This window comes from Aeromicrobium sp. 636, from assembly GCF_024433585.1.
GTDB classification, from domain to species: Bacteria; Actinomycetota; Actinomycetes; order Propionibacteriales; family Nocardioidaceae; genus Aeromicrobium; species Aeromicrobium senzhongii.
Map to the genome: position 1 here is coordinate 26,853 of NZ_WNJU01000006.1, position 22,046 is coordinate 48,898.

Genomic DNA, 22,046 nt, shown 5'->3' on the forward strand with positions numbered 1-22,046 from the left:
CCGCCCCGGAGGCGGTTCAGTCCCCCTTGGTAAGGAGCCCTGATGGGTGTCGAAGTTCGAGTTGAAGGATTGACGAAGGCCTTCGGCAAGCAGACCATCTGGCGCGACGTCTCGTTGAGCCTGCCCGCCGGGCAGATCAGCGTCATGCTCGGACCCTCCGGTACCGGCAAGTCGGTGTTCCTCAAGACCTTGATCGGTCTGATCAAGCCCGACGAGGGCCACATCTTCATCGAGGGCGTCGACATCGCGACCTGCAGCGAGAAGGACCTCTACGAGATCCGCAAGCTGTTCGGGGTGCTGTTCCAGGACGGCGCGATGTTCGGCTCCATGACCCTGTTCGACAACGTGGCCTTCCCGCTGCGCGAGCACACCCGCAAGTCCGAGTCCGAGATCAGCGACATCGTCATGGAGAAGATGTCGATGGTCGGCCTGGTCGGTGCCGAGGACAAGCTCCCCGGCGAGATCTCCGGCGGTATGCGCAAGCGCGCCGGACTGGCGCGCGCCCTGGTGCTCGAGCCCGAGATCATCTTGTTCGACGAGCCCGACTCCGGCCTCGATCCCGTGCGCACCGCGTTCATCAACCAGCTCATGGTCGACCTCAACGCCCAGACCGAGGCGACGTTCCTCATCGTCACGCACGACATCAACACGGCGCGGACGGTCCCGGACAACATCGGACTGCTCTACCACCGGCACCTGTCGATGTTCGGCCCGCGCGAGATGCTCCTGTCCAGCGAGGAGCCGGCAGTGCGCCAGTTCCTCAACGCGCAGACCGTCGGCCCGATCGGCATGAGCGAGGAGAAGGACGCCGACGAGCTGGCCGCCGAGGACCACAGCACCCTGCCCCCGCTGCCGCCGATCCCGCTGCAGCTGTTCCCGTCCGACGGTCGCCCGCGCGCGACCCAGTCCGAACCGGGTGCGTGGTGCGCCGCCAACGGGGTCGTGCCGCCGGCGGGCTCGTTCCTCGACGACGGCTCCAGCTTCACCGTGCCGCCCCAGACCTCGCTGCCCGGAGGTGCCCGGTGAGCATGGTCAAGTTCCTGACGGGACCCCTCTCCACCGCGGGCAATCTCTTCGCCTTCGGGGCCGACGTGCTGCTCGCCGTGTTCAGGCGGCCGTTCCAGTTCCGTGAGTTCGTCCAGCAGGCCTGGTTCATCGCCTCGGTCACGATCATCCCGATCGCGTTGGTCGCGATCCCCTTCGGTGCTGTCGTGGCGTTGCAGACCGGCAGCCTGGTCCAGCAGTTCGGTGCCCAGTCGTTCGTCGGCTCCGCCGCGGTGCTCGCGGTGCTGCGCGAGGCGGCCCCCATCGCGACCGCCCTGCTGGTGGCCGGTGCCGGCGGCTCGGCGATCGCCGCCGACCTCGGCGCCCGCAAGATCCGCGAGGAGCTCGACGCGATGATGGTGCTGGGCATCGACCCCATCCAGCGGCTCGTCGTGCCCCGGGTGCTGGCCTGCATGCTCGTGGCGGTCTTCCTCAACGGACTGGTCAGCGTCGTCGGCGTGCTGGGCGGCTACATCTTCAACGTCGTGCTCCAAGGCGGAACGCCCGGCGCGTATCTCGCGTCGTTCACCGCGTTGGCGCAGACCCCCGACCTCTACCAGGGCATGGCCAAGGCGCTCGTGTTCGGCCTGATCGCCGCGATCGTCTCCACCTACATGGGCATGCACGCCGACGGCGGCCCCCAGGGTGTGGGCCAGGCGGTCATGGAGTCGGTCGTCATCACGTTCCTGCTGCTGTTCATGGCCAACTTCGTCATGAGTGCCCTGTACTTCCAGCTCGTCCCGTCGAAGGCGTTGTGACGTGGTCGACGTGACACGCGTGTACGGCGCGCCCCTGAGCGCCCTCGACAATCTCGGCCTGCAACTGGCCTTCTACCTGCGCACGATCGCGTGGATGCCGCGCGTCATCACGCGCTACCCGCGCGAGATCATGCGACTGCTGTCGGAGGTCACCTTCGGTCGCGGCTCCCTGGCGGTCATCGGCGGCACGGTGGGCGTCATCACCGCGATGTCGTTCTTCACCGGCGTCGAGGTGGGCATGCAGGGCCACAGCGCCCTCGAGCAACTGGGCACCAGCGCCTTCGCGGGCTTCTTCTCGGCGTACTTCAACACCCGCGAGATCGCCCCGCTCGTGGCGGGCATCGCCCTGGCGGCCACGGTCGGCTGCGGCTTCACGGCGCAGCTGGGCGCCATGCGGATCTCCGAGGAGGTCGACGCGCTCGAGACGATGGCGATCCCGTCGCTGCCGTACCTGGTCACCACCCGCGTGCTGGCCGGCATGATCGCGATCATCCCGCTGTACATGCTCGGCCTGCTGTCGTCCTACTTCGCCACGCGGATCACCATCACCGCGATCTACGGGCAGAGCTCTGGCACGTACGACCACTACTTCAGCCTCTTCCTGCCACCGGAGGACGTGCTCTGGTCGTTCTTCAAGGTGCTGGTGTTCGCCGCGCTGGTCATCTTGATCCACTGCTACTACGGCTACTACGCCAGCGGCGGCCCCGTCGGCGTCGGCGTGGCCGTGGGCCGCGCGGTGCGCACGTCGATCGTGGTCATCAACGTCGCCGACCTGATGATGTCGATGGCGATCTGGGGCACCACCACGACCGTGAGGCTGGCCGGCTGATGGCGCGCGTCTCCACCCTCGAGAAGCCGGCCGTCGTCCGCGCCCTGGGCGTCGTGATGATCGGCCTGATCGTCGCGTGCGTGTTCCTGACGTACGCGATGTTCACCAAGCTGTTCTCCGACGACGTCCCGGTCACGATCCGCAGCAACGGGGTCGGCCTGCAGCTCAACCGCAACGCCGACGTCAAGCTGCGCGGTGTGATCGTCGGCCGCGTCGAGCGCATCAGCTCCGAGAAGGGCGAGGCGGTGATCCACCTCAAGATCGATCCCGACCAGCAGAGCGTGATCCCGTCGGACGTCCAGGCGTTCGTCACCCCCAAGACGCTGTTCGGCGAGAAGTTCATCGACCTGCAGCCGGTCGCACAGTCGTCGGGCACCCCGATCCGTGCCGGCGACGAGATCGTCCAGGCGGCGCTGCCCACCGAGGTCGAGAAGCTGCTCGCCGACCTCGACCCGCTCTTGACGGCGTTGAACCCCACCGACCTGTCGTTCGTGCTCACGGCGTTGTCCGACGCGCTGTCCGGCGAGGGCGAGTCGGTCGGTCAGACCCTCGAGACGCTGTCGGCGTACATGCAGAAGATGACCCCGCTGGCCGACGACATCGTCAAGGACATCACCTTGCTGGGCGAGACGGCCGACACCTACGCCGACGCGATGCCCGACATCGGTCAGACGCTGCGCAACGCCGTCGTCACGGGCAACACCCTGACCGCGCGCCGCGCCCAGCTGCAGACGCTGTTCACCGAGACCGCGGCCTTCGCGACGTCCGCCGAGCAGCTCGTCGACCGCTCGGGTCAGGACTTCATCACCCTGTCGCGCGACTCCCAGCCCACGCTCGACCTCCTCGCCCGCTACTCGCCGACGATCGAGTGCGTCCTCAAGGGCATCGACCGCCTCAAGCCGGCCATCGACAACACCTTCCGCGACAAGCGCGCGCACGTCTCGATCGAGTTCGCGGCGCGCTCCCCGCGGACGTACGCCGGTGGCGACTCGCCCCGCGTGCCCGCGGCCAGTGGCGGGCCCAGCTCCGTCATGCCCAGCTGCGCGACGCTGCCCAAGACCCCGTACTCGGGCAAGCGGCCGTCGCCGGGCATGAGCGACGGGCTGATGGGCCAGCTCGGGGTCGGTGACGACCTCGGCAAGACGTCGCCGTTGTCCACACCGTCGGTCGCCGGCCCGGCGGGCAGCGAGATCGAGCGCCAGCAGATCCAGGCGATCGTGGCCTCGGCGACGGGCGTCGAGCCCGGTGACGTGCCCGACATCGCCCAGCCCCTGTTCGGTCCGGTGCTGCGTGGCGCGGAGGTGAGCCTCGGATGAGCAGGACGGGATTCGACCGCCGCACCACGATCGCCTTCACGAAGCTCATGGCGTTCCTCGTGATCACCGGCGTCATGACGGCCCTGTTGGCGGCCGTCATCGGCAACGCCTCGTTCGACCGCACGCACGAGTACAAGGCGGTGTTCACCGACGTGACCAGCCTCGTCGAGGGTGACGACGTCCGCATCGCCGGTGTCCGCGTCGGCAACGTCGCCGACGTCCGCGTGCGATCGGGCTCCACCGCCGAGGTGACGTTCCGCGTGGACTCCGACATCACGCTGACCCAGAGCACCGAGGCCACCCTGCGCTACCGCAACATGATCGGCCAGCGTTACCTGGCGCTGGCCGAGGGCACCGACGGTCCCGCCGGTCGACTGAAGCCCGGCCAGACGGTCGGCCTCGACCGGACCACGCCGGCGCTCGACCTGACCGACCTGTTCGGCGGCTTCCAGCCGTTGTTCGAGGCGCTGTCGCCGGAGGACACCAACCAGCTGGCCTACGAGCTGATCCAGGTCTTCCAGGGCGAGAGCGGAACCGTCGAGAGCCTGTTGTCGCACACCGCGTCGCTGACCGGCACCCTCGCCGAGCGCGACGAGCTCATCGGCTCGGTCATCGACAACCTCACCGTCGTCCTGACCTCGTTCAACGAGCGCGACGACGAGCTGTCGACGGTGATCTCGACCCTGCAGCAGCTCATCACCGGACTGAAGGACGACCGCGGCGTGCTCACAGGATCACTCGACGACATCGCGACCCTGACCGGCGAGACCGCCGGCCTGCTGGAGGAGTCGCGACCGGCGCTCACCGCCGACATCAAGAACCTGCGCCGCGTGACCGACAAGGTCGGCACGAAGAAGGCGCTCCGCGACCTCGACAACACGCTGGGCGTCCTGCCGATCAAGATCGACCGGATCGGCCGCACGGGCGAGTACGGCTCGTTCTTCAGCTTCTTCGTGTGCGACGTGGGCGTCAACGGCGAGCTGCCGTCGCTCAGCGGCGTCCCGGGCTGGGAGAAGAAGCGACCCTTCAAGACGACGAAGCGCGTCACGGTGACCGGGCCGGGGGCGAGCCGATGCCGCTGACCATGAAGCCGTTCCGCGACCGGAACGCGGCCGCCGTCGGAGCCGTCGCGCTGCTGCTGATCGCCCTGGTGCTCGCCGTCGCCAGCCAGGCCTCGAGCCTGCCGGTGATCGGCGGGGGAGCGAAGTACGCCGCCGAGTTCACCGAGGTGGGCGGCCTGAAGAAGGGCGACGACGTCCGCCTTGCGGGCGTCCGCGTCGGCGAGGTCTCCAGCCTCGACCTGCGCGGCGACAAGGTGCGGGTCACCTTCCGGATGAAGAAGGACCGCGAGCGACTCGGCAGCCAGACCGGCGCCTCGGTCCGGATCAAGTCCCTGCTCGGCACGATGTACGTCAGTCTCGAGCCCGAGGGTCCCGGCACGCTGGAGAAGGGCGCGGTCATCCCCGCCTCACGCACCAAGCCCCCGTACGACATCGTCCAGGCGTTCTCGGGACTCACCGAGACCACGCAGGAGATCGACCAGGACCAACTTGCCCAGGCGCTGAAGACCGTCAGCGAGGTGGCCGCCAAGACGCCCGAGGAGTTCCGCGAGGCGGTCACGAACGTGACGGCCCTGTCCAACAACCTCGCCGAGCGGGACCAGGAGATCGAGGCGCTCCTCAAGAACATCGACGGCATCTCCGGTGTGCTGGCCGACCGGAACGCCGAGTTCATCAAGCTGTTCGAGGACGGCACCGTGCTGTTCGACGCGCTGACGGCGCGCCGCGACGCGATTCACCAGGTGCTGGTCAGTGTCACGGCGATGTCGGGCGAGATCGACAAGCTGGTCGTCGACACCCGCGACGACCTGAAGCCGGCACTGGACCGCCTGGCCGGTGTGGTCAAGGTCCTGCGCCAGAACGAGGCCAACATCGAGGCCGCTATCGCGCAGTTGCCCGCGTACTACGCGATGGTCGCCAACAACGGCGCCAACGGGCCCTGGTTGGACTCCTACATCTACAACCTGCTGAGCATCCTCGGCGTCGAGGGAGGTCTGTGATGGCCACCGTCCTGAGTCGGCTCTCCAGCAGGACCGTCGCCATCGTGGTGGCGGCCGTGTGCCTGGCCCTCGTCGCCGTGGCGGCGTTCGTGGTCCTGTCGCGCTCGGACGAGAACGTCGTCACCGTCGACTTCGACCGCACCGTCTCGCTGTACGAGGGCTCCAGCGTCCGCATCCTGGGCGTCACGGTCGGCACGGTCGAGAAGATCACTCCACGCGGCCAGAACGTGCGGGCGCGCATCGCCTGGGACTCGGACTACGAGGTGCCGGCCGACGTCAAGGCCGTCATCGTGTCGCCCTCGGTGGTCGGCGACCGCTTCGTCCAGCTCACGCCCGCGTACACCGGCGGCGCCAAGCTCGAGGACGGTGCCCACCTCGACCAGTCGCGGACGGCGACCCCCACCGAGCTCGACGACACCTATGCCGCGCTCGACCGCGTCGCCACCACGTTGGGTCCGAAGGGGATCAACGAGGACGGCACGCTCAGCGACCTGGTGGCCAACTCGGCCGACAACCTCGACGGCAAGGGCGCCGAGATCCGCGAGAGCATCGCGGCATTGGCGAAGTTGACCAAGACGGTCGACGGCAACAAGACCGAGCTCTTCACCTCCGTCGAGAAGATCGAGCGCTTCGTCTCGGCGCTGGAGGCCAACGACCAGAGTGTCCGCGAGTTCAACACGAGCCTCGCCGGGGTCTCGGGTGTCCTGGCCGACGAGGGCGACGACCTGCAGCTGGCCGTCGCCGAGCTGGCGACCGCGCTGCAGCAGGTCCAGTCCTACGTGTCCGAGAACCGCACGGCCCTGCGTAAGAACGTCAAGGGTCTCTCCCGCGTGACCAACTCCTTGGCCAAGCAGCGCAAGGACCTCCAGAAGATCCTCGACCAGGGCCCGAAGGCGCTGTCCAACCTGGCGCTCGCCTACAACCCCACGACCGGCACGCTCGATTCCCGCGCCTCGATCAAGGGCTCCAAGAGCGGCGCGTTCTCCGTGTTGACCGAGGCCGAGTTCATCAGCGGCTACTGCGGATTGGCGAGCCGGCAGAACGAGAAGTACGAGGACGCCTGCTACGCGCTGACGAACGTCCTGCGCTGGCTCGCCGAGAGCGCGCCGGGGGCGAAGCCTGCACCGGGCCAGCCGGCGGCGCAGCAGGCCGACCCGGTCTCGAGCGATCCGCTGGCCGAAGTGATGGGGGTGTCGTGATGACCGCACTGCGAGCCCGGCACGCCCTGGTGGCCGTCGTGGCGCCGATCGCCCTCGTCTCGGGCTGCGTCTCCAGCGTGGGCGACCTGCCCTTGCCCGGCGGCGCCGACCTCGGCGACGACCCGTACACCGTCGTGATCGAGTTCCAGGACGTCCTCGACCTGGTGCCGCAGAGCGCCGTCAAGGTCAACGACGTCTCCGTCGGCCGCGTCACCAAGGTCGAGCTCGACGGGTGGCGCGCGAAGGTCACGGTCAAGGTCAACGGCGACGTCGAGCTGCCCGACCAGTCCGTGGCGTCGATCCGCCAGACGTCCATCCTGGGCGAGAAGTTCGTCTCGCTCGCTCCGCCCGAGGACGGCGGCGGCGATACGGGCCGACTGGGCGACGGCGACGTGATCCCGCTGGCGCGCTCGGGCAACGCACCCGAGATCGAGCAGGTCCTGGCCGCGATGTCGCTCGTGCTCAACGGCGGTGCCCTTGGCAAGGCCCAGGTCATCAGCCGCGAGCTGAACACCGCCCTGTCGGGCCGCGAGGCCGACGTCCGCACGCTGGTGCGCCGCCTCGACGAGTTCATCGGCGTGGCCGACGACTCCAAGGGAGACATCGTCGCGGCGATCGAGCAGATCGACCGCCTGGCCAAGAACACCAACGACCAGAAGCAGGCCATCGACGCCGCGCTGGACGACCTGCCGGCCGCGCTGCGGACGGTCAACGAGCAGCGCGCCAATCTGGTCAAGATGCTCGAGGCCCTGTCCAAGCTCGGCGCCGTCGGGTCGGACGTCATCGTCAAGAGCAAGGAAGCCGTCGTGGCCGACCTCAAGGCCCTCGCGCCGATCCTGGACGCTCTCGGATCGGCGGGCGACGCGTTGGTCACCTCCCTCGAGGTGCTGCCCACCTTCCCGTTCCCGGACGCGCTCGTCGGCCGGACGCCCGAAGAGGCGAACGCCTACCAGATGGGCGACTACATGAACGTCTCGATCGACTTCAACACCGACTTCTCCACGACGATCGGACTCATGACCGAGGCGGAGCGCGCGGCCCTCAAGGAGGCGCTGCGCGAGGACTCGGTGGCCGGCGTCATGGCCGGGACGGTGGTCGCGCCATGATCACCCAGCGCGTCAAGGTCCAGTTGGCCGTCTTCCTCGTCGGCACGCTCGTGGCGATGACCTACATCGGGATCAACTACGCCCACGTCGACCGCCTCTTCGGCAGCGGATACACCGTGACCGTCCAGATGGCCGAGTCCGGCGGCATCTTCACGACCGCTGACGTCACCTACCGCGGCGTCAGCGTCGGCCGCGTCACCGACATGTGGCTCGACGGCGACGGCGTGAAGGTCGAGGTGCGGGTCGATCCGGGTGCCCCGGACATCCCCGCCGACACCGACGTCGTCATCGCGAGCCGCTCGGCCGTCGGTGAGCAGTTCCTGGACTTCCAGCCGCGCACGGACCGCGGCCCGTTCCTCGACGACGACTCCGTCATCGCGCGCGAGCGCACCCAGGTGCCCGTCGACACGCGGACGCTGCTGTCGAACGTCAGCGATCTCCTGGGGTCGGTGGACAACGAGGACCTCAGCACCGTGATCACCGAGTTGGGCGCCGCGTTCGAGGGCTCGTCGCAGGACCTGCGGACCATCATCGACTCGTCCAACTCCTTCATCACCGAGGCCGACCAGAAGTACGAGGTCACGGCGGCGCTGATCAAGAACTCGACGACCGTCCTGCAGACGCAGGTGGACTCGCAGAACGACATCCGCGCCTTCGCCAAGAACCTGCGCGCCCTGTCGACGGCCGTGCGCTCGTCCGACCAGGACCTGCGCCAGGTGATCGACTCCGGTGCGCCGACGGCCACGACCCTGCGGGCCCTCATCGACGAGAACGGCGACGACATCGCGGCGCTGCTCGACGACGCGATCACCGTGAACTCGGTGGTCCGTGCCAATCTGCCCGGCGTCCGCGGCGTGCTGGTCATCGCGCCCTACGGTGTCGAGAGCGCCTTCTCGATCATCGCGAAGGACTCGCGGACGGGGCAGTTCGCCGCCCGGATGAGCCTGTCCCTGCAGCCCGAGAACTCGCCGTGCCTGAAGGGCTACCAGCCCGAGTCCAAGCAGCGCACCCCCTACGACCGCACGGTCGAGAGGTGGGACCGCTCGTTCGCCTGTGCGCAGAAGCTGGAGCGCGGGTCGCGGACGTCTGGCACGACCGCGTCGTCCTCATCCGCCGAAGCCGATGGCGGCGTCGTCCTGGGCACGTACGATGTGGCGACGAAGCAGCTGGTGGAGGGCGACGAGACCTCGACGATCCCCCCGGCGCTCGATCTCGGCGAGGAGTCGTGGAAGTGGATGATGCTCGGTCCCGCGGTGGCGCGGTGATTCGCGGTCGGTCGATCGTCGTCGGTCTCGTGGTGGTCGCGCTGGTCGCGCTGGCGGCCGGCACGGCGCTGCTGGTCCGCGGTCCGCAGATCCCGGCCTCCGCGGACTCCGCGAGCCGCCAGGACGTGCGCGCGGCGACCGAGCGGTTCGCGACGGCGATCAACACCTACGACGTCACCGACCTCGACGAGTACGTCGAGCGGGTCGAGCCGTTGCTCACCGACGAGCTGGCCGAGCAGTTCAAGGCGTCCACGCGCGATCTGCTGGCGAAGTTCGAGGCGGCGAAGATCGTCTCGAAGGGCAAGGTCGGCCAAGTCGCCATCGACAGCATGGATCGCGACAGCGCCGAGGCGATCGCCGCGATCACGATCAGCACCGAGCCCGCCGACGTCCAGTTCGGCCAGCCCCGGCTCCGGTGGCGTGTCTCGCTGGTCAAGCAGGAGGGCGCATGGCTCGTCGAGAACTTCGCGAACATCCCCGTCGAGACGACCGCTCCTGAGGAAGGTGCCGCCCCGTGAGGCTCCGTCGCCCCCGCGCCGGCACGGCGCTGCTCGCCCTGGCCGTGTGCGCCGTCGTGTTCGCTCTCGTGTCGCTCCTGGTCGTGCAACGCGCCGAGGCGTCGGCGCAGGACCAGGTCGACGCGCAGGACGCCGCCGTGGCGGCCGCGTCGAAGGCGTTGCCCGAGATGCTCGGGTACAAGCACGCCACCGTGGAGCAGGACCTCGACGACGCGACGAAGGTCATGACCGAGAAGTTCGCGAAGAAGTACTCCGAGCTCGCGCCGCAGCTGGTCGCCACCGCCGGGCAGCGTCAGATCGACGTCGTCGCCACGGTGCGCACCATCGCGCCGCTCGAGTGCGGCCAGGAGTGCTCCACCTCGAAGGTCCGGGTGCTGGCATTCGTCGACCAGAACCGCACGATCGCCGGCAAGCCGGGGTCCCCGGCGGCGCTCGCGGTCGTGGTCGAGATGAACCAGGTCGACGGCGACTGGCTGGTGGCCGACCTCACCACCAGCTGAGGTCCTCGGTGGCGACCGTCAGACGTGTTTGGCGTCGACCAGCGTGCCGAAGACGGCCGAGCGGTTGTCGGTGTGGAAGATCTCCGAGCACGTCGTCAGGGTCAGGAGGGCCTCGCTGGGCTTGGCGCCGGAGCGCTGGTCCTTCGCCTTCTTGGCCTTCTCGGGGACGGGTTGGACGACCCAGATGTCGGTGAAGTCGACGATGGTGTCCGTGCCGGAGTTCTGCAGCTCGTACGTGTAGACGTGGGTGCGGGTCTCGACCTCGACCCGGTCGCCGGCGCGCAGGTCGGGGAAGTTCTTGAACGGCTGGCCGTTGGTGACGCGGTGGCCGGCCACCGCGAAGTTGCCGAGCTGGCCCGGGCGCTGGGTGTCGGGGAACCAGCCGACACCGGAGGTCAGGGCCGTGTCGTCGACCCCGGCCACGACGGGCACCTCGAAGTCGTCACCGAAGCGGGGCACCCGCAGCACGGCGAAGACCTGCCCGATCCGGAGCTTGTCGGTGGCGGCGTCGCCCTCCCGGTTGCCCTTCCAGTCGTCGGCGAGCGCCACGGCCATCTCGCCCTGACGCTGCTTGGCCACGACGTTCGTGCCCACGTACTTCCACCCGGCCCACCCCGCGCCGACCAGCAGCGCCACGGTCACGAGAGTCGCCAGCAGGCGCATCGGGCGCAGTTGAGGGGTCGGCTTCAGCTCGGGGCGCTCACGGCGCGGTGGGCCGACGTCGGGGGTCACGGTAACGAGTGTCACACCTGCGTGCCGCCGGGACAATCGTCCAGCGGAGACATGTCGGCACGTCGTTGCTCGTGACGACCATCACGCGGTACGGTGAGGGCTAAGCAAGCGCTTAGTCAGGAGACCCGCGACATGACCCGTGAATTCGAGACCATCGCCGACCTCAAGGCCGCCGTCGGCCAGGAGCTCGGCACCAGTGACTGGGTGACCGTCACCCAGGACAAGATCAACCTCTTCGCGGACGCCACCGGCGACCACCAGTGGATCCACGTCGATCCCGAGGCCGCCGCCCAGGGCCCGTTCGGCAAGACGATCGCCCACGGCTATCTCACGCTGAGCCTCCTCCCGGTCTTCACCCAGCAGATCTACGCCGTCAAGAGCGCCGTGATGGGCGTCAACTACGGGGCGAACAAGGTGCGCTTCCCGCACCCGGTGCCGGTCGACTCGCGGATCCGCGGCACGGCCACCCTCAAGGAGACGCAGGACATCGCGATCGGCACGCAGATCGTGCTCACCGTCGTCGTCGAGATCGACGGCGTCGAGAAGCCGGCGTGCATCGCCGACGTCGTCTACGTCGTAGCGGAAGGCTGAGTTCCATGGACTTCGCCTTCGACGACAAGACCCAGGACCTCATCGCGCGCATGCAGTCCTTCATGGACGAGGTCGTTCACCCGGCCGAACCACTCGCGCACGAGCAGATCCAGGCCAACTACGCGAACGACGTGTGGGACATCCCGGCCGTGATCGAGGACCTGAAGGTCGAGGCGAAGAAGCGGGGTCTGTGGAACCTGTTCCTGCCCGGCGAGGGCGGTGCCGGCCTGACCAACCTGCAGTACGCGCCGCTGGCCGAGATCCAGGGCCGCAGCATCCAGCTGGCGCCCCCGGCGACCAACTGCGCCGCCCCCGACACCGGCAACATGGAGGTGCTGAACGAGTTCGGCACCGACGAGCAGAAGAAGCAGTGGCTCGAGCCGCTGCTCGCCGGCGAGATCCGGTCGGCCTTCGCCATGACCGAGCCCGACGTCGCGTCCAGCGACGCCACGAACATCGAGACCTCGATCGTGCGCGACGGTGACGAGTACGTCATCAACGGCCGCAAGTGGTGGATCACCGGGGCCATGAACCCCCGGGCCCAGGTCTTCATCGTCATGGGCAAGACCGATCCGACGGCCGCGCGGCACCGCCAGCAGTCGCAGATCCTGGTCCCGCGCGACACCCCGGGCCTGGAGATCGTCCGCGGCATGCATGTGTTCGGCTACCACGATCGCGACCACGGCGGCCATGCCGAGCTGCGGTTCACCGACGTGCGCGTGCCCGTCACGAACCTCATCGCCGGCGAGGGCGACGGCTTCGCGATCGCCCAGGCCCGCCTCGGACCTGGACGCATCCACCACTGCATGCGCTCGATCGGCATCGCCGAGCGGGCCATCGAGCTGATGTGCCAGCGGGCGCAGAGCCGTACGGCGTTCGGCAAGCCGCTCGCCGACCAGGGCGTCATCCGCGACTGGATCGCCGAGTCGCGGGTGCGCATCGAGCAGTTGCGCCTGCTCGTCCTCAAGACCGCGTGGCTGATGGACACGGTCGGCAACCGGGGTGCTCACACCGAGATCCAGGCGATCAAGATCGCCACCCCGCGGACCGTGGAGTGGATCCTCGACAAGGCGATCCAGACCCACGGCGGCGGCGGCCTGAGCCAGGACTTCCCGTTGGCCGAGATGTACGCCGGCATCCGCACGCTGCGGTTCGCCGACGGCCCCGACGAGGTGCACAAGAACTCGTTGGCCAAGGCGGAGCTGAAGCGGCAGGGCCTGCGATGAGCCGGCGCTGCGTCGTCACCGGTGCCGCGGGCGGCATCGGCCTGGCCATCGCCGAGGCGCTCGTCGAGCGGGGCGACCGGGTGTTGCTCGCGGATCTCGACGAGCAGCGCCTGGCGGAGGCCGGGGAGCGTCTCGGCCAGCCCTGGATCGCCGGCGACGTGGCAGCCGAGCCCGGCATCGCGGCGCTGATCGAGAAGGCGGACGCGGAACTCGGCGGGATCGACCTCTACGTCGCGAACGCCGGTGTCTTCCGCGGCTTCGGGCTGGCGGCCGACGAGTTCGACTGGTCGCTGTCGTGGGACGTCAACGTCATGGCCCACGTCCGCGCCGCTCGCGCGCTCGTCCCGCGCTGGAGCGTGGAGAATCCGGGCGTCTTCGCCGTCACCGCCTCGGCGGCCGGCCTGCTGACGCAGTTGGGCTCGCCCACCTACGCCGTGACGAAGCGCGCCGCGGTCGGCTTCGCCGAGTGGCTCGCCGCGACGTATGGCGACAGGGGTGTCCAGGTCGCCGCGCTGTGCCCCATGGGCGTGGCCACGCCCATGGCCGAGGCCGGCGAGACGGTCACGGATCCAGAGGGTCGCCTGGCGCACGCCTCGGTCACCGCCGCCGGTGAGACGCTCACGCCGCAGGAGGCCGCCCGGGTGCTGCTCGAGGCGATCGACACCGGTCGGTTGCTGGCGCTCCCGCACGAGTCGGTGGGCACGATGTACGCCCGCAAGGCGCAGGACACCGACCACTGGGTCACCGGGATGCAACGGTTCAGGACGACGCTCGGCGGCTGATTCGCCGATCAGCGCCGCGCGCCCCCTCCGCGTCGGTACGATCATCCGACTTGTGTCCGTCTACGGGGGTTTCCGATGAACCGTTCGTCCCTGCGCCTGCTTGCCGGCGCCGTCCTCGCGGGCGTCGCCGCGACCACCTTGGTCGCGCCGGCGGCGCACGCGGCGCCTGAGGACGCGGCGTTCTGCTCGGACGGCACCCAGCCGATGGTCCCGAAGGCCGAGACGGAGGCGTTCGACGACTCGACGGTGGTCCGGGGCCTGACGGTGGTCAAGGGCACGACCCCGGTCGAGTTCACGGGCACGTTCGTCGGCGCGGTCGACAACGCGCTCGGCGCGGCCGACGGTGGCACGGACATGCTCCTGTTCTCGCTCAAGGGCGCCGGGATCGACCGGGCGTCGACGCCGGCCGACGCCACGCCGGCGGGGATCTGGGCCGGCATGTCGGGATCGCCCGTCTACCTGCCGGACGGCCGCCTGATCGGAGCGGTGGCCTACGGGCTCACGCCCGACAACATCGCGATCGCGGGCATCACCCCGGCGTACGCCATGAAGCGGCTGGGCACCGACCGGTTGAAGGCCCCGGCCTCCCTCAAGATCAAGCGCACCGCGCTGCGCGGCGCGTCGGCCCGGACGTCCAGTTCGGTGGCCGGTCACTCCGCGCGGCAGCTCAAGGCGGTCCGGGTCGTCGCCGGTGGCAACGCCGCCAATGCGCTGGCGAACCGCACGCTGGCGCGCGTCCCGGCCGACTCCGCATCGGCTCGCTCGGTGCGAGCCGGCGGCTTCGGTGCCGTCGCGGCCCCGTCGGGTCTGGACCTGCCGCTCGTGCCCGGCGGCAACATCGCCGTCGGCTACACGACCGGCGACCTGTTCGCCGGCGCCGTGGGCACGGTGACCGCGATCTGCGGCTCGACGGTGTGGGCCTTCGGCCACCCGATGGACTTCGCCGGACCGACGTCGCTGTCGATGCACAACGCCTCGGCCGCGCTCGTGGCGCCGGACGCCACCGGCGCATACGGCTCGTACAAGCAGGTCGGCAAGGTGGGACGGCAGATCGGCACGATCACGACGGACGGGTTCTCCGGCGTCAAGGGCCAGGTCGGCCTGATCCGCGGGTTCCCGGTCGTGACGCACGTCCGCAACGCCGCCGGGACGGCGCTCGGCTCCTACCGCGGCAGTGTGGTCGACCCCGCCGTGGCCCCGTTCGGTGCCGCGTACGGTCCCGCCTACGCGGTGCAGGACGTCCTGGACAACCTGGGCATCGGCACGGCCAAGCTCTCGTGGCGGATCGGCTACCGCCTCGCGAACGGCCGCACCGGCAGCCTGTCGAACTCGCAGGTCTACGCCAACTCCGGCGAGCTCGCCGACGAGATCAGCACCGACATCGGCAACGACGTCGCCGCCATCGCCTCCACGGACCTGGCGGACGCCTCCATCACCTCGGTCAGTTCGACCCTCACCCTGCTCAGCGACGCCGCGATCACCTACCGCTTCTCGGGCGCCCAGCGCTGGACGGGCAAGAAGTGGGTCAAGCTCCGCGGCTCGTCGGTCAAGGCCGGCCGCACGGTGAAGGTGCGCCCCGTCTACCGCCAGTACGTCAACGGGCGTCCTCGCGGCACCTCGACCGGCCCCGTCAAGTCGTTCAAGATCGGTCGGAACGCGGTCGGTCGGGCCCAGATCGCCTTCGCGGCGCGCGCGTCAGAGGACGGCGACGAGGACGAGTGCATGAAGCTCGACGACGGTGAGGTCATCTGCCCCGACTTCGGCACGGAGGGCACCGGGCCGGGCACCTTCGCCTCGTTGCTCGAGAGGCTCGACGCGTTGGTGCGCGTCGATCGTGCGGACGTGTCGGCGCAGTGGAAGTGGAAGCTGCGCAAGTCCAAGGGCGTGTCACAGCGCCGGGCCGGTGTCGTCGCTCCGGGCAAGATCAGCGGCTCGTACGCCGCGACCTTCCGGGTCCGCCGCTGACCGCAGTCCGTAGGCTGGGTCCATGGCGATCGAGCTGCTGACCCCCACCCAGATCGACGAGATGCGGCCGGCCGGTCGCTTCGTCGCCGATGTCCTGACCACCTTGGTCGAGACGGCGGACGTGGGGACGGACCTGATCGAGCTCGACGCCCTGGCTCACCGGATGATCCGTGATCGAGGCGCCGAGTCGTGCTACATCGACTACGCGCCGTCGTTCGGCCGGGGCCCGTTCGGTTACGTGCTGTGCACCAGCGTGAACGACGCCGTGCTGCACGGACTGCCGCATCGCTACAAGCTGCGCGACGGCGACCTGGTCAGCTTCGACTTCGCGGTCGCGGTCGACGGCTGGGTCTGCGACTCCGCCGTCAGCAGGGTCGTCGGCACGCCCCGCGACGAGGACCTGCGTCTGATCGAGGCCACCGAGGTGGCGTTGGCGCGTGCGATCGAGGTCGCTCGGCCCGGCAAGAAGGTCGGCGACATCAGCGCGGTCATCGGCGAGACGGCCCGCGAGTACGGCTACCCGGTCAACACGCAGTTCGGGGGACACGGCGTCGGGCGCACGATGCACGGCGACCCGCACATCTCGAACGACGGCAAGGCCGGTCGGGGCTTCCCGCTGAAGCCGGGTCTCGTCATCGCGATCGAGCCGTGGTTCCTGGCCTCCACCGATGAGATCCGCATGGACGACGACGGTTGGACGATCCGGAGCGCCGATGGCTCCCGTGGCGCGCACAGTGAGCACACGATCGCGATCACCGAGGGTGATCCGATCATCATGACCGCGCGCGACTGACCAACTGATCGGCGACCTGCAGCACGAGTGCGTCGGCCCCCACGTGGCCGGCGATCATCACACCGACGGGCAGGCCCTCGTGCACGTGGCCCGGCACGCTGACCGCCGGTTGGCCGCTCATGTTCATCAACGCCGTGTACGGGGTGAACAGCAGCTCGCGCCGGTGGTCCTCGGCGGGGTCGCCCGACTCGGTGAACCAGGCGTGGGGCTGGGGCGGCAGCGCGAGGGTCGGGGTCAGGAACAGGTCGATGTCGGCCAGTGAGGCGTTGACCGCCGCCGTGGTGAGCTCGAGGTGTGTCAGCGCTGCCGCCAGCTCCGGAGCCGACGCCCGTCCACCGCGCTCGTACCAGTAGCGGGTGGTGGGCCGCAGTTGCGCGATCGCCGCGTCCGGCAGCGGGACCGAGGCCATGCCGGCCGACCAGACCACGTTGAACTGCTGTTCCAGTTCCGCGGGCCAGGGGTTCGCGATCTCGACGATCTCGTGACCCAGCGCGGCGAGCGCGTCGCGAGCGGCCTCGACGGCGGCGACGGAGCCGGGGGAGGCCGTGGCGAAGTCGAGGTAGGGGTCGGTCCAGCTGGCGATCCGGAGTCGGCCGGGGTCCCGGGTGGTCGACTCGGCGAACGTGACCGACGGGGCGGGCCAGACCCGGGACGAGCCCGGGACCGGCCGGGCGAGCAGGTCGAGCACGGCCGCCACGTCGCGCACCGAGCGCGCGAGGACGCCGTCGGTCGCCAGACCGTTCCACGTGGCGGAGTCCGGACCCGCTCCGACCCGCCCTCGTGAGGGCTTGAACCCGATGACCCCGCAGCAGGAGGCCGGGATGCGGATGGAGCCGCCTCCGTCGCTGCCCGGCGCCCACGGCAACAGACCGGATCCGACGGCGGCCGCCGCGCCGCCGCTCGAGCCGCCGGCGTTCAGCCGAGGGTCGGCCGGGGCGCGCGCCGGTCCGACGACGTCGTTGTCGGTGTAGGAGCTGAGACCGAACTCGGGGGTGTTCGTCTTGCCGAGGCTGACGAAACCGGCGGCCTCGACGAGGTCCACGACGTGCGCGTTGTGGTCCGGCACGTTCTCGGCCATCAGCCGCGACCCCATCGACGTCGGCACGCCGGCCGTCATCGTGAGGTCCTTGAAGGCGGTGGGGACGCCCGCGAACGCCGGCCGCTCGGTCATCGAGTCGAGGTCCGCCGCGCGAGCCAGGGCGCGCTCGGGCGTGACGGTGACGAACGCGCCGAGCTCGTCGGCCTCGACCCGCTCCAGGAAGTGTCGGGTCACCTCGACGCAGGAGACGTCGTCCCGCGCGATCGTGGCGGCCAGGTCGTGTGCGTCCAGTTCGTGCAGTTCGGTCACGTCGCCCACCGTCTCGCGCGGGAGTGAGCCGATCAAGGGCGCGCGCCGTGGTGGTCGTGGCTTGACGTCCGTCCTCGCGGGCGGTCGACTGGTCCCAGTCGTCGGAGGAGGACAGGATGCCCGCACCACAGGACGTCTCACCGGGCCGCGCGCCGGCCGATCGCCATCGTCGGATCGCCGAGGGCTTCGGAGCCGTGGTCGAGCACATCCGGGACTGGGACGCTCCCACGCCCGTTCCGCAGTGGCAGGCCCGTGACGTGGTCCTGCACCTGGTGACGTGGTCGCAGGGATTCCTGGGGGCCGGCGGGATCGACCTGGCCCGTCAGGTCGACTCCGGTGATCCGGCCGGCACGTGGCACGCCCATGCCGCCGAGATCCAGGCCCTGCTCGAGTCGTCCGCCGCGGCCCAGGACTTCACGCATCCGCAACTGGGCACCGATCCGCTCGACGCCGTGGTCGACCGGTTCTACACGACGGACGTGCTGATGCATTCGTGGGACCTGGCGGAGTCGGCGGGCGTCCCGTCCGGACTGGACCCGGTCGAGTGCGCGCAGATCCTCGAGGGCATGCGTCCACACGAGCAGCTGCTGCGGGACTCCGGGCAGTACGGCCCGGCCGTCCCGGTGCCCCCCGAACGGGACGCGGTGGTGCGGCTCATGGGCTTCATCGGCCGCGATCCCGAGTGGAGCCAGAGCCGATGATCGATCGACAGACGTGCCTGCACTACCTGCGCCGTGACCGCCGCGCCGTCCTGCGGGCCGTGCACGGTGTCTCCGAGTACGACGCCCGGCGTCCGCTGACCCGGACGGGGACGAATCTGCTGGGAGTGGTCAAGCACCTGGCGCTCGTCGAGCTCGAGTACGTCTCGGACTGTGCGGGATTCCCCTGCGACCTCGGGACGCCGTGGAAGGACGCGGACGAGGCGACCAACGCCGACCTGTGGTTGGCGGCCGACGAGAGCGCGGAGTCGGTGATCTCCCTCTACGTCGCCGCCGCAGCGCACACCGAGCGCGCCGCCGCCACTCTGCCGATCGACTCTCCGGCCACGGTGCCGTGGTGGTCGGAGGGCGACACCACGTTCGACCGACTGCTGGTGCACCTGATCTCCGAGACCGCGCAGCACGCCGGGCATCTCGACATCCTGCGCGAGGGGATCGACGGTCAGGGCGACACGTGGGACGAGGCGCGCACCGAGCGCGACGAGGCCTGGTGGACGGCGCTGCTGGGGCAGATCGCGGCGGCGGCGGAGCCGTTCCGGGGTTCCGACTCGATGGTCGCGGCGCCAGAAGGGTTCTTCTGACGCCGCGACGCGGTCACGAGTCGATCGAGACGATCTCGACGACGAACACCACGGACTTGCCCGCGAGCGGGTTCTCCTTCGAGGCCTCGGCGCCGAAGCCGTACTCCGGCGGCATCGTGATGAGGACGGTCGAGCCGACCTTCTGTCCGATCAGCCCGGCCTTGAAGCCCTGCACGACCTGGTCGGTGCTCAGCTGCGCCGGCTGCCCGTCCTTGCCGAAGGTCTGCTGGAAGACCTTGCCGTTGTCCTCCCAGGTGCGTCCCTGGTAGTTGACGGTGAGGACGTCGCCGGCCTTCACCTTCTTGCCGTCCCCCTCCTTCAGCACCTTGACCAGGACGTCCTTCGGGGGAGCGGTCGTGGGCAGGGTGACCTGCGGCTCGTCGCCCTCCAGGGAGACCTCCGGGACGTCCTTCTTCCACTCCTTGGCCTTGACCTCCTCGCGCACGTCCACGACGTCGGTCACGACCACCAACGAGTCATCGGCCTTGATGTCGAGGTCGGGGTAGCCCTGGTCGCCGTAGACGTCGGAGGCCACGACGGTGGTGACGACCCGCGAGCCGACGGGCACGCACTCGATGCCGGCGCGGAACGCCTCGAACGTCTTGTCGTCGCCGGCGGTCAGCGTGGCCTGCTCGCTGAGCGCCTGCTTGCCCGTGCGCCCGTTGAAGACCGTGATGACGGCCTCGACCTGCTCACCCTCGGCCGTGTCGTCGCCCTTGCCCTCGTCGACGACGGTGCGCTGCAGATCGTCGGCCTTGACGGTGAGCGGCGTCGTGAACGTCGCCTTCGGGCCGGGCTTGCCGAACTCGCCGCTGACCTTCACGGCCTCGCTGGACGTGCCGGACGGGTATTCGGTGCAGTCCGCCTTCTTCGCGTCGTCCTTGTCGTCGTCGCTCGAGCTGCAGGCGGCCAAGGGGGCCGCGGCCAGCAGCAGGACGACGGGGAGGGCCTTCAGGTTCCGCATGGGTGGGGTTCTCGTTTCCTCTAGATGGCGTACGCCGAACAGTCTGGCGAGCGTACCTGTCTGTTCGCCGAGGGCCGCCCGAGAACTTCCTGAGAACCCCGATGAACCGCGGAATTGCAGGCTTTGGCAGAATCGCCAGACGTGTTGACTACCCTCGATCGTTACTTCAAGATCTCCCAGCGCGGTTCATCGTTCGGCCAGGAGGTACGCGGCGGAGTCGTGACCTTCCTCACGATGGCCTACATCATCGTCCTCAACCCGATCATCCTCAGTGGTGTCGCGGACGCGGACGGCAAGTTCCTCGGAGGCGGCTCCGAGCCGGGCTCGGGATTCGCCACGATCGCGGCGTGTACGGCGCTGGTCGCCGGACTGTTGACGATCCTCATGGGGGTCGTCGCGAACTTCCCCCTCGCCTTGGCCACCGGCCTCGGCCTCAACGCCTTCGTCGCCTTCTCGGTCGCGACCCAGATGACGTGGGCCGACGCGATGGGCCTGGTCATCCTCGAGGGCATCGTGATCCTCGTGCTGGTGCTGACCGGCTTCCGCAAGGCCGTGTTCGACGCGGTGCCCGCGCAGTTGAAGACGGCGATCGCCGTCGGCATCGGCCTGTTCCTGACGTTGATCGGCCTCATCGACGCCGGCTTCGTGCGCGCCACGGGCAACGCGTCCCCGCCGATCGGCATGGGCATCGGTGGCGAGCTGTCCGGGTGGCCGGTCCTGGTCTTCTGCTTCGGCCTGCTGTTGATGATCAGCCTGCACGCCCGGCGGGTGCCCGGCGCGATCCTCATCGGCATCGTCGTCACGACCATCGTCGCGATCATCGTCCAGGCGATCACCGACACCCCGGGCGCCAACGGCGACCCGACCTCCAAGGGCTGGAACCTCAACGTGCCGGCGTGGCCGGACAAGCTGGTCTCGAAGCCCGACCTGTCGCTGCTGGGTGAGTTCAACCTGTTCGGCTCGTTCGAGCGGGTGGGCGCGGTCGCCGCGATCCTGTTGGTCTTCACCCTGATGCTGGCCGACTTCTTCGACACGATGGGGACCATGACCGCCGTCGGCGCCGAGGCCGGCCTGAACGACAAGGACGGCGCTCCCGAGGGAACGCAGCGGATCCTCATCGTCGACTCCGTGGCAGCCGCCGTGGGTGGCGCTGCCGGCGTCTCCAGCAACACCTCGTACGTCGAGTCGACCGCCGGCGTGGCCGACGGCGCCCGCACGGGCCTGGCCAGCGTCGTCACCGGCCTGTGCTTCCTGCTGGCGACCGTCTTCACGCCGATCGTGCAGATCATCCCGAACGAGGCGGCGGTGGCAGCTCTCGTCCTCGTGGGCTTCCTGATGATGACCCAGGTCACGGGGATCGACTGGACGGACGCCGAGATCGCGATCCCGGCCTTCCTGACGATCGCCGTCATGCCCTTCACGTACTCGATCACCGCCGGCATCGGCGCGGGCTTCCTGGCGTACGTCGTGCTCAAGGTGGCGATGGGCAAGGCCCGTCAGGTGCACCTGCTGCTGTGGCTGATTGCCCTGCTTTTCGTGGTGTATTTCGCCATCGACCCGATCAGCCGCGCGCTGCTCTGAGACGCACTGAGGGGGGGTGGTTTGCACCCCCCTCAGGGGGTCATGTAATGTTCTTCTTGTTGCACCGAACGGCGCAGCGAAGCGCAGACCGAAGCGGTTAACGCCAGGCACTCGTGAGAGGGCCGGAGACTGGCCGCGGAAAACGTAGCGCTACATCGTGACCGACCCGG

The 22,046-nt window shown here is 69.4% G+C and carries 22 protein-coding genes; 19 read left to right on the top strand and 3 right to left on the bottom strand.

What is annotated here, in order from left to right; translation table 11 throughout:
- The first annotated feature begins 42 nt into the window (after positions 1-42).
- The 11 genes from GL325_RS15310 to GL325_RS15360 are packed head-to-tail and all read left to right on the top strand — an operon-like array spanning position 43 to position 10,594.
- Positions 43-1,026: an ABC transporter ATP-binding protein gene (locus tag GL325_RS15310; protein WP_154597487.1), complete on the top strand. Its 984-nt coding sequence runs from the start codon at positions 43-45 to the stop codon at positions 1,024-1,026.
- Positions 1,027-1,028: 2 nt separating this feature from the next.
- Positions 1,029-1,802: an ABC transporter permease gene (locus tag GL325_RS15315; protein ID WP_154597566.1), complete on the top strand. Its 774-nt coding sequence runs from the start codon at positions 1,029-1,031 to the stop codon at positions 1,800-1,802.
- 1 nt (position 1,803) lies between these two features.
- Positions 1,804-2,631, top strand: a complete 828-nt coding sequence (locus GL325_RS15320) for an MlaE family ABC transporter permease (protein ID WP_373681484.1) — start codon at positions 1,804-1,806, stop codon at positions 2,629-2,631.
- The gene (locus tag GL325_RS15325) at positions 2,631-3,947 is read left to right on the top strand and encodes an MCE family protein (RefSeq protein ID WP_187770112.1); all 1,317 of its coding nucleotides are present in this window, start codon (positions 2,631-2,633) and stop codon (positions 3,945-3,947) included. The genes GL325_RS15320 and GL325_RS15325 overlap by 1 nt, the downstream gene beginning before the upstream one ends.
- Positions 3,944-5,029 (top strand): MCE family protein, encoded by a 1,086-nt coding sequence (locus tag GL325_RS15330; RefSeq protein WP_187770113.1) that lies wholly within the window; start codon positions 3,944-3,946, stop codon positions 5,027-5,029. Before GL325_RS15325 ends, GL325_RS15330 begins: the two co-directional genes overlap by 4 nt.
- Entirely contained in the window at positions 5,020-6,006 is a 987-nt protein-coding gene (locus GL325_RS15335) for an MCE family protein (protein ID WP_187770114.1), read from the top strand. Before GL325_RS15330 ends, GL325_RS15335 begins: the two co-directional genes overlap by 10 nt.
- Complete coding sequence (locus tag GL325_RS15340) at positions 6,006-7,205, top strand: MCE family protein (protein ID WP_187770115.1); 1,200 nt, start codon at positions 6,006-6,008, stop codon at positions 7,203-7,205. The genes GL325_RS15335 and GL325_RS15340 overlap by 1 nt, the downstream gene beginning before the upstream one ends.
- Positions 7,205-8,311, top strand: a complete 1,107-nt coding sequence (locus GL325_RS15345) for an MCE family protein (RefSeq protein ID WP_187770116.1) — start codon at positions 7,205-7,207, stop codon at positions 8,309-8,311. Before GL325_RS15340 ends, GL325_RS15345 begins: the two co-directional genes overlap by 1 nt.
- Positions 8,308-9,576, top strand: coding sequence for an MCE family protein (locus tag GL325_RS15350; RefSeq protein ID WP_154597493.1), 1,269 nt, complete (start codon positions 8,308-8,310; stop codon positions 9,574-9,576). Before GL325_RS15345 ends, GL325_RS15350 begins: the two co-directional genes overlap by 4 nt.
- A complete protein-coding gene (locus GL325_RS15355; protein ID WP_187770117.1) occupies positions 9,573-10,094 on the top strand; it encodes a hypothetical protein in 522 nt (173 codons plus the stop codon). Before GL325_RS15350 ends, GL325_RS15355 begins: the two co-directional genes overlap by 4 nt.
- Positions 10,091-10,594: a hypothetical protein gene (locus GL325_RS15360; RefSeq protein ID WP_187770118.1), complete on the top strand. Its 504-nt coding sequence runs from the start codon at positions 10,091-10,093 to the stop codon at positions 10,592-10,594. Before GL325_RS15355 ends, GL325_RS15360 begins: the two co-directional genes overlap by 4 nt.
- Before the next feature lie 18 nt (positions 10,595-10,612).
- Here GL325_RS15360 and GL325_RS15365 read toward each other — a convergent pair whose 3' ends face one another.
- Complete coding sequence (locus tag GL325_RS15365) at positions 10,613-11,326, bottom strand: class E sortase (protein WP_187770119.1); 714 nt, start codon at positions 11,324-11,326, stop codon at positions 10,613-10,615.
- 132 nt (positions 11,327-11,458) lie between these two features.
- Here GL325_RS15365 and GL325_RS15370 point away from each other — a divergent pair, with 132 nt between their 5' ends.
- The 5 genes from GL325_RS15370 (at position 11,459) to map (ending at position 16,683) form a co-directional block, all read left to right on the top strand.
- The gene (locus GL325_RS15370; RefSeq protein ID WP_154597497.1) at positions 11,459-11,917 is read left to right on the top strand and encodes a MaoC family dehydratase; all 459 of its coding nucleotides are present in this window, start codon (positions 11,459-11,461) and stop codon (positions 11,915-11,917) included.
- A 5-nt stretch (positions 11,918-11,922) separates the two neighbouring features.
- Positions 11,923-13,143: an acyl-CoA dehydrogenase family protein gene (locus tag GL325_RS15375; RefSeq protein WP_154597498.1), complete on the top strand. Its 1,221-nt coding sequence runs from the start codon at positions 11,923-11,925 to the stop codon at positions 13,141-13,143.
- The gene (locus tag GL325_RS15380; protein WP_187770120.1) at positions 13,140-13,925 is read left to right on the top strand and encodes an SDR family oxidoreductase; all 786 of its coding nucleotides are present in this window, start codon (positions 13,140-13,142) and stop codon (positions 13,923-13,925) included. Before GL325_RS15375 ends, GL325_RS15380 begins: the two co-directional genes overlap by 4 nt.
- Positions 13,926-14,000: 75 nt before the next feature.
- Entirely contained in the window at positions 14,001-15,890 is a 1,890-nt protein-coding gene (locus GL325_RS15385) for a hypothetical protein (protein ID WP_187770121.1), read from the top strand.
- 22 nt (positions 15,891-15,912) lie between these two features.
- Entirely contained in the window at positions 15,913-16,683 is a 771-nt protein-coding gene (gene map / locus GL325_RS15390; RefSeq protein ID WP_154597501.1) for a type I methionyl aminopeptidase, read from the top strand.
- Here the strand turns inward: map and GL325_RS15395 are convergent.
- Positions 16,664-18,031 (bottom strand): amidase, encoded by a 1,368-nt coding sequence (locus GL325_RS15395; RefSeq protein ID WP_187770122.1) that lies wholly within the window; start codon positions 18,029-18,031, stop codon positions 16,664-16,666. The two genes, map and GL325_RS15395, sit on opposite strands and share 20 nt — an antisense overlap.
- A 116-nt stretch (positions 18,032-18,147) precedes the next feature.
- On the opposite strand from GL325_RS15395, the gene GL325_RS15400 reads away from it, so the two are divergent.
- Together GL325_RS15400 and GL325_RS15405 are read left to right on the top strand one after the other, a co-directional pair.
- Positions 18,148-18,732, top strand: a complete 585-nt coding sequence (locus GL325_RS15400) for a maleylpyruvate isomerase N-terminal domain-containing protein (RefSeq protein WP_187770123.1) — start codon at positions 18,148-18,150, stop codon at positions 18,730-18,732.
- Positions 18,729-19,331, top strand: coding sequence for a DinB family protein (locus GL325_RS15405; protein ID WP_154597504.1), 603 nt, complete (start codon positions 18,729-18,731; stop codon positions 19,329-19,331). The genes GL325_RS15400 and GL325_RS15405 overlap by 4 nt, the downstream gene beginning before the upstream one ends.
- Positions 19,332-19,344: 13 nt before the next feature.
- On the opposite strand, the gene GL325_RS15410 is transcribed toward GL325_RS15405, so the two are convergent.
- Positions 19,345-20,295: an FKBP-type peptidyl-prolyl cis-trans isomerase gene (locus tag GL325_RS15410; RefSeq protein ID WP_187770124.1), complete on the bottom strand. Its 951-nt coding sequence runs from the start codon at positions 20,293-20,295 to the stop codon at positions 19,345-19,347.
- 141 nt (positions 20,296-20,436) lie between these two features.
- On the opposite strand from GL325_RS15410, the gene GL325_RS15415 reads away from it, so the two are divergent.
- On the top strand, positions 20,437-21,876 hold the full coding sequence (locus GL325_RS15415) for an NCS2 family permease (protein ID WP_187770125.1): 1,440 nt from the start codon (positions 20,437-20,439) through the stop codon (positions 21,874-21,876).
- Positions 21,877-22,046 lie beyond the last annotated feature (170 nt).

What these genes read in the sequence shown, in the direction of transcription:
- GL325_RS15335 (WP_187770114.1), top strand. Translation starts at nt 5,020, where the DNA reads ATGCCGCTGACCATGAAGCCGTTCCGCGACCGGAACGCGGCCGCCGTC.
- GL325_RS15380 (WP_187770120.1), top strand. Translation starts at nt 13,140, where the DNA reads ATGAGCCGGCGCTGCGTCGTCACCGGTGCCGCGGGCGGCATCGGCCTG.
- GL325_RS15330 (WP_187770113.1), top strand. Translation starts at nt 3,944, where the DNA reads ATGAGCAGGACGGGATTCGACCGCCGCACCACGATCGCCTTCACGAAG.
- GL325_RS15315 (WP_154597566.1), top strand. Translation starts at nt 1,029, where the DNA reads ATGGTCAAGTTCCTGACGGGACCCCTCTCCACCGCGGGCAATCTCTTC.
- GL325_RS15310 (WP_154597487.1), top strand. Translation starts at nt 43, where the DNA reads ATGGGTGTCGAAGTTCGAGTTGAAGGATTGACGAAGGCCTTCGGCAAG.
- GL325_RS15345 (WP_187770116.1), top strand. Translation starts at nt 7,205, where the DNA reads ATGACCGCACTGCGAGCCCGGCACGCCCTGGTGGCCGTCGTGGCGCCG.
- GL325_RS15340 (WP_187770115.1), top strand. Translation starts at nt 6,006, where the DNA reads ATGGCCACCGTCCTGAGTCGGCTCTCCAGCAGGACCGTCGCCATCGTG.
- map (WP_154597501.1), top strand. Translation starts at nt 15,913, where the DNA reads ATGGCGATCGAGCTGCTGACCCCCACCCAGATCGACGAGATGCGGCCG.
- GL325_RS15375 (WP_154597498.1), top strand. Translation starts at nt 11,923, where the DNA reads ATGGACTTCGCCTTCGACGACAAGACCCAGGACCTCATCGCGCGCATG.
- GL325_RS15385 (WP_187770121.1), top strand. Translation starts at nt 14,001, where the DNA reads ATGAACCGTTCGTCCCTGCGCCTGCTTGCCGGCGCCGTCCTCGCGGGC.
- GL325_RS15350 (WP_154597493.1), top strand. Translation starts at nt 8,308, where the DNA reads ATGATCACCCAGCGCGTCAAGGTCCAGTTGGCCGTCTTCCTCGTCGGC.
- GL325_RS15400 (WP_187770123.1), top strand. Translation starts at nt 18,148, where the DNA reads ATGCCCGCACCACAGGACGTCTCACCGGGCCGCGCGCCGGCCGATCGC.
- GL325_RS15405 (WP_154597504.1), top strand. Translation starts at nt 18,729, where the DNA reads ATGATCGATCGACAGACGTGCCTGCACTACCTGCGCCGTGACCGCCGC.
- GL325_RS15410 (WP_187770124.1), bottom strand. Translation starts at nt 20,295, where the DNA reads ATGCGGAACCTGAAGGCCCTCCCCGTCGTCCTGCTGCTGGCCGCGGCC.
- GL325_RS15370 (WP_154597497.1), top strand. Translation starts at nt 11,459, where the DNA reads ATGACCCGTGAATTCGAGACCATCGCCGACCTCAAGGCCGCCGTCGGC.
- GL325_RS15325 (WP_187770112.1), top strand. Translation starts at nt 2,631, where the DNA reads ATGGCGCGCGTCTCCACCCTCGAGAAGCCGGCCGTCGTCCGCGCCCTG.